This is a genomic window from Aliivibrio sp. S10_S31, from assembly GCF_014694495.1.
Lineage (GTDB): Bacteria > Pseudomonadota > Gammaproteobacteria > Enterobacterales > Vibrionaceae > Aliivibrio > Aliivibrio fischeri.
The window spans coordinates 90687-97200 of record NZ_JAAUWR010000017.1 but is presented as its reverse complement, the minus strand read 5'-3'; the positions used below and the strand labels follow the sequence as shown (position 1 = coordinate 97200).

The following is a 6514-nucleotide window of genomic DNA, read 5'->3' as shown; positions in this document are numbered from 1 at the left end:
AAGAATTTGCTTGGCGACCATAGCATTATGGACCCACCTGATCCCATGCCGAACTCAGAAGTGAAACGTAATAGCGCCGATGGTAGTGTGGGGTTTCCCCATGTGAGAGTAGGACATCGCCAGGCTTGAATTTAAAAAGAAGCCATCCTATCGGATGGCTTTTTTTGATTAAATTAAGTAAAAATATTGCTGATATAGCTCAGCCCGGTAGAGCGCACCCTTGGTAAGGGTGAGGTCCCCAGTTCAAGTCTGGGTATCAGCACCATTTACTGACAGATTTTGCTTAGCGACCATAGCGTTATGGACCCACCTGATCCCATGCCGAACTCAGAAGTGAAACGTAATAGCGCCGATGGTAGTGTGGGGCTTCCCCATGTGAGAGTAGGACATCGCTAGGCTCAAATTTAAAAGGCTTCCCATTGGGAAGCCTTTTTTCGTTTCAGAACTAAATAAATGTATTTTCAGCAACTTGCCAAAGCGCCTGAATAACAGAATCATTTAACTTTGATTTTTTACAGCATAAACCTAGTTTAAATGGCGCAATTGGTGATGTATTTAATCGTTGTACTTTATCTTTCACTGGGCTGTTGTTTATCACAACATCTGGTGCTATGCCTATCCCACACCCTAATGCAACCATGCTCACAATTGCTTCATGACCTGAAACTTGAGCATAGATAGTTGGTTTTATTCCTTGTTCTTTAAACCATTGATTAGCTCGATTTCTAGCAGTACCTGATTCGGGCAATATAAAAGGGAGTAACTCCCAATTACTATTCTCTTTGTTTATTTCACTAATAAATTGGTTGTTACCTAAGGGAGCAATAATTGAAAGTGGAATCTCACTAATAATTTCAAAAGCGAGCTTATTTGAAGGTTTTTCTGGTACCGCTGAAATAGCGATATCTACTTCAGAGGATTCAATCTTTTCTATTGCTTGAGCAGGATCGCCCGTAGATAACTTAATATCTATATGTGGGTAATTAACTTTGAAGTCATTTAATAATTGAGGAAGATGGCTGTAGCTTGCAGTAACGGAGCAAAATAATTTTAATTGTCCTTTTAAGGCATTGTTTACGACGTTCGAACTGGCTTTATATCCACTCCATTCGGAGCATATATTCAGTGCTATAGGTATCAGTTGCTTTGCGGCACTGGTTAATTCGACGCTTCGGTTATCTCTAATAAACAGTGGATGACCGATGTCGTCTTCTAATTTTTGTATTTGTCGGCTTAAAGCTGATGGGCTCAAGTGCATAGCTTTAGACGTATGTGTGAAACTATGGCTTTCGCATAAATGCAAAAACGTTTGTAGTAATTTTATATTCATAATGTTGTGTTTATTGCAATCATGTGTTGCCAATATATCACTTTTTACAATGTTAATCTTTCGTTATTATCAAATTCATACACAGAATCATCTCAATGGATTAAACGATATTTACGGAGTTTTATCATGTCTAACTACTTTAATACGCTCAATTTACGTGAACAATTAGATCAACTAGGTCGTTGTCGCTTTATGGATCGTGAAGAATTTGCAACAGAAGCTGATTACCTTAAAGGTAAAAAAGTGGTTATTGTTGGTTGTGGTGCTCAAGGTTTAAACCAGGGCCTTAATATGCGTGATTCAGGCTTAGATGTTGCTTATGCACTGCGTCAAGCCGCTATTGATGAACAACGACAATCATATAAAAATGCAAAAGAAAATGGTTTTGAAGTAGCTAGCTATGAAACTCTGATCCCGCAAGCTGATCTAGTTATTAATCTTACTCCTGATAAACAACATACTAATGTAGTTGAAACTGTGATGCCTCTTATGAAAGAAGGTGCAGCTTTAGGTTATTCGCACGGTTTCAATGTTGTTGAAGAAGGTATGCAAATCCGTAAAGATCTGACGGTTGTGATGGTTGCACCTAAGTGTCCAGGAACAGAAGTTCGTGAAGAATATAAACGTGGCTTTGGTGTTCCAACTCTAATTGCAGTTCACCCAGAAAACGATCCTAAAGGTGAAGGTTGGGATATTGCTAAGGCTTGGGCTGCTGGCACAGGTGGTCACCGTGCGGGTTGTCTAGAGTCTTCTTTTGTCGCTGAAGTTAAATCTGACCTTATGGGTGAACAAACTATTCTTTGTGGCATGCTACAAGCAGGTTCTATCGTATCTTACGAGAAGATGATTGCTGACGGTATTGAGCCTGGTTATGCAGGTAAACTTCTACAGTATGGTTGGGAAACAATTACTGAAGCTTTAAAGTTTGGCGGTGTTACGCATATGATGGATCGCCTTTCAAACCCAGCTAAAGTAAAAGCTTTTGAGCTTTCAGAAGAACTGAAAGAGCTAATGCGTCCACTTTATAACAAACATATGGACGACATTATTTCTGGTGAGTTTTCTCGTACAATGATGGCTGATTGGGCTAATGATGATGTTAATCTATTTGGCTGGCGTGAAGAAACAGGTCAAACTGCGTTTGAAAACTACCCTGAGTCTGATGTGGATATCTCTGAACAAGAATACTTTGATAACGGTATTTTACTAGTTGCAATGGTTCGTGCCGGCGTTGAATTAGCATTTGAAGCTATGACAGCATCAGGTATTATTGACGAATCTGCTTACTATGAGTCGCTGCACGAATTACCACTGATTGCTAACACTGTAGCACGTAAGCGTTTGTACGAAATGAACGTAGTTATTTCTGATACTGCTGAATATGGTAACTACCTATTTGCAAATGTAGCAACGCCACTTCTTCGTGAGAAATTCATGCCTTCTGTTGAAACAGATGTTATTGGACGTGGATTAGGTGAGTCATCAAATCAAGTGGATAATGCAACGCTAATCGCTGTTAATGATGCGATTCGTAATCATCCAGTTGAATATATTGGTGAAGAGCTACGTAGCTACATGAGCGATATGAAGCGAATTGCTGTTGGTGGTTAATTTAATTTGTAATTAAATAAAAAGGCTTGGTTTATGACCAAGCCTTTTTTTATCGTAATCTGGATAAATTAATAACATACAATAATCAGTTCAAAATTGGATACTTCAGATTGTATTGTTGGTTATTGTTTTATTTTTCTGAAAGTTTCTCTTCTAGTTCAGCAAGTTTTTGTTCCATCGCAGTTAGCTTTTGGCGAGTACGTAAAAGAACCTGTGTTTGGACATCAAATTCTTCTCTGCTAACAACATCAAGCTTATTTAGCTGTCCTTGAATAACTTGACGAACTTTTTGTTCAACATCACTACCAAGCTCTTTTACTGGCTGTGGCATTGATTCATGAATCTGTTTTGCTACTTGCTCTAACTTTTTTGGATCAAACATTATTTACCCTTAATTGAATACTTTTTCCTTATTCTAAGTAAAGCCTTTCCAATTGTCGCTATTCAAATAAAAAAAAGGCTACCGAAGTAGCCTTTAATTTTATTTCACCATTAAGATTCTTTAATCTCTTTACCTTCTTCGAAGACAGGTAATGGTTTATGTTCACTTGCTAAGTAACTGTATATAACAGGAAGTACGAATAGGGTAAATAATGTACCAATCGCTAGACCTGCAACAATTACAATACCAATACTGAAGCGCTGAGCAGCACCTGCACCAGTTGCATATAATAGCGGGATTAGACCTGCGATCATTGCTGCTGTTGTCATTAAGATTGGACGTAGACGTACTTTGGCTGCTTCTGTTACCGCAGCCATCTTACTTTTTTGATGGTGCAGCTGTTCTTCTTTTGCTACTTCACAGATAAGGATACCGTGTTTAGTAATCAAACCAACTAAGGTAATAAGACCTACTTGTGAATAGATGTTCATTGATGCGGCTCCCCAAGCAAGGGCAATTAACGCGCCACAAATAGCCAATGGAACAGATACCATGATTACTAATGGATCTCGGATTGATTCAAATTGAATCGCAAGAACCAAGAAGATGATAGCAAGAGCCAAACCGAAAGTTGCATATAATGCACTGCCTTCCGTTACATATTGACGAGCCTCACCCATGTAATCGTGATTGTAACCACTTGGAAGCTTGTTGTTTGCTACATCTTCAAACCAATTAATTGCATCACCCATAGCGATACCTGGTGATGGAACAGCACCAACTGTTGCTGAATTTAATTGGTTAAAGTGCGGTAATGAGCGAGGCTCTGCAATCACATCAATTGAAACCAAGCTACCAAGAGGTACTGCTTCACCATTTGCTGAGCGTACATAGTAGTTATTCATTGATTCAGGGTTCAAACGGAATTTACGTTCAACCTGAGGAATTACTTCATATGAACGACCATTAAGGTCAATTCGGTTTACATAACCATCAGCCATCATCGTACTTAGTGTGATACCGATATCTTGCATCGTAACACCATAAGCACCTGCTTTATCTTTATCTATATTGATCTTCATTGTTGCTGAATCGAAGTTCAAATCTAGATCTGAATAAACAAATAATGGACTGCCTTTAACACCAGTTAATACTTCGGTTGCTATTTGGAATAAGCTCTCAAAGCTATTTGGTGTAGTAATAACAAATTGAATTGGTAAGCCTGAGCCAGCACCTGGAAGCTCTGGCATTTGGAAGGCAGTAACCGCCATTCCAGGGATATCAGAAACTAATCCACCAACTCGTTTAGTTACTTCTGCTTGGCTTGCTTCACGCTCACTCCAAGTTTTAAGTGTTGCTAGACCAAACGCTTGGTTTGAGTTAGGAACACCATTAAATACTTGAGCATATTCAACTTCAGGCTGTGCTGACAGAATATTGTTTACATCATCCATTGTATTTTGGATGTAGTCTAAGTTCGCGTTTGATGGTGCGGTACCCATAAGTACAACAACACCTTTATCTTCCGATGGTGCTAGTTCGCTTGGAATGAACTTGAACAATAGCGGTAGACTTGCAAAAACAATAACAGCAAAAGCAATGATGACAGGACGACGAGTCATGATCACGTTAAGCATACGTTCATAACGTTCACTCATACCATCTAGTATGTGATGAACTTTTTTCTCAAAACGATTTGGCTCTTCATTTGCCACGAGCATTTTTGAACACATCATTGGAGACAGTGTTAGTGCAACGATACCTGATACGAATACCGAACCTGCTAGTGTTAATGCAAACTCTTTAAATAGAGAACCTGTAATACCACCCATCATTGCGATTGGAGCATATACCGCACCGAGTGTCAGTGTCATTGCTATAACAGGGACAGCGATTTCACGAGTACCTATAATCGCAGCGCGAAATGGGGTTTCACCTAACTTGATATGACGGTCAACGTTTTCTAAAACAACGATGGCATCATCCACTACAAGACCGATAGCAAGTACCATGGCAAGTAAGGTCATTAAGTTCCAAGAGAATCCCATTGCTTGCATTACCATTGCCACACCAATAAGTGATAGTGGAATAGTGACAATTGGGATGATAACTGCTCGGAATGAACCTAGGAATAATGTAATAACGATTAATACGATTAAAGCCGCTTCAAGAATCGTTTTGATTACTTCATGAATGGATTCATTGATAGCAATCGTTGAATCATACATTACGTTCATTTTGATGTTGCTTGGTAAGTTTTTCTCTAATTGAGGAAGTAACTCAAGAACATCTGCTGCAATGTTGATTGGGTTTGCACTTGGTGCGGCATTGATCGCAGCAACAACGGCTTCTTGACCATTTGCACTTGCACGGTATACATCGTGGCTCTTATCTAGTGATACTTTAGCTATATCACTTAAACGAACAACTTCACCATCATTAGTTCTAATCACTAGGTTTTCTAGTTCTTCAACATCAGAAACCTGTGTATTAGCACTACCATTGTAGAGAACAAATTCCCCTGTAGCTTGGCCTGCTGCTGATTGGAAGTTATTGGCATTAAGTACACCCATAACATCAGTTGCAGTCATTTTGATAGCAGCCATACGTGCAGGATCTAACCAGATACGAAGCGCGTATTTCATACCACCATAAAGGTCAACTTTTGATACACCATTAACAGTGAACAATTGTGGGTTAACCACTCGCTCAAGGTAATCGGTGATTTGACTTGATACTAGTTCATCACTTGTAAAACCAATATAAAGAACCGCCGTAGTAGAGCCAGTTGACATGGTTACTGTTGGATCTTCAGATTCCTTAGGAAGTTGAGAACGAACAGAGTTAGTTTTTGCCAATATGTCAGAAAGTGCAGCGTTAGGATCCGTATTTAATTTCATAGTGACAGTAATAGTCGATTGACCCATTACTGATTGAGATGTCATGAAATCAATATTATCGGCTTGTGCGACCGCTTGCTCTAAGGGTTGAGTGATGAAGCCTTGAATCAAGTCGGCACTCGCACCATAGTAGCTTGTTGTTACCGTAACAACGGTATTTGTCATTTCAGGGTATTCACGAACCTGCATTTTGAAAATTGCTTGGATACCAAGCAAAGCTATCAAAAAGCTGATCGATACCGCTAAAACTGGACGTTTAATAAAAACATCAGTAAAGCGCATAATGCCTCC

Annotated in this window: 4 protein-coding genes, 1 tRNA gene and 2 rRNA genes; 4 read left to right on the top strand and 3 right to left on the bottom strand. The window is 39.3% G+C overall.

The genetic code is table 11. The features are described from left to right. Positions 1-9: 9 nt before the first annotated feature. From rrf (HC728_RS14925) to rrf (HC728_RS14915), 3 genes are all read left to right on the top strand, one after another. A 5S ribosomal RNA gene (rrf, locus tag HC728_RS14925) occupies positions 10-125 on the top strand. Positions 126-188: 63 nt separating this feature from the next. Further along, a tRNA-Thr gene (locus tag HC728_RS14920) sits at positions 189-265 on the top strand. A gap of 17 nt (positions 266-282) precedes the next feature. Beyond that, a 5S ribosomal RNA gene (gene rrf, locus HC728_RS14915) occupies positions 283-398 on the top strand. Positions 399-445: 47 nt separating this feature from the next. Here rrf (HC728_RS14915) and ilvY read toward each other — a convergent pair. Then, the gene (gene ilvY, locus HC728_RS14910; RefSeq protein ID WP_063667844.1) at positions 446-1330 is read right to left on the bottom strand and encodes an HTH-type transcriptional activator IlvY; all 885 of its coding nucleotides are present in this window, start codon (positions 1328-1330) and stop codon (positions 446-448) included. Between the two features lie 126 nt (positions 1331-1456). Between ilvY and ilvC the strand changes: the two genes are divergently transcribed. Next, entirely contained in the window at positions 1457-2941 is a 1485-nt protein-coding gene (gene ilvC / locus HC728_RS14905) for a ketol-acid reductoisomerase (RefSeq protein WP_190395706.1), read from the top strand. A gap of 130 nt (positions 2942-3071) precedes the next feature. Here ilvC and HC728_RS14900 read toward each other — a convergent pair whose 3' ends face one another. After that, positions 3072-3323 (bottom strand): accessory factor UbiK family protein, encoded by a 252-nt coding sequence (locus HC728_RS14900; protein WP_005421501.1) that lies wholly within the window; start codon positions 3321-3323, stop codon positions 3072-3074. Positions 3324-3433: 110 nt separating this feature from the next. Then, positions 3434-6505 carry a multidrug efflux RND transporter permease subunit gene (locus HC728_RS14895; RefSeq protein WP_012534378.1) on the bottom strand — a complete coding sequence of 1024 codons (3072 nt, stop codon included), beginning with the start codon at positions 6503-6505 and terminating at the stop codon, positions 3434-3436. Positions 6506-6514 lie beyond the last annotated feature (9 nt).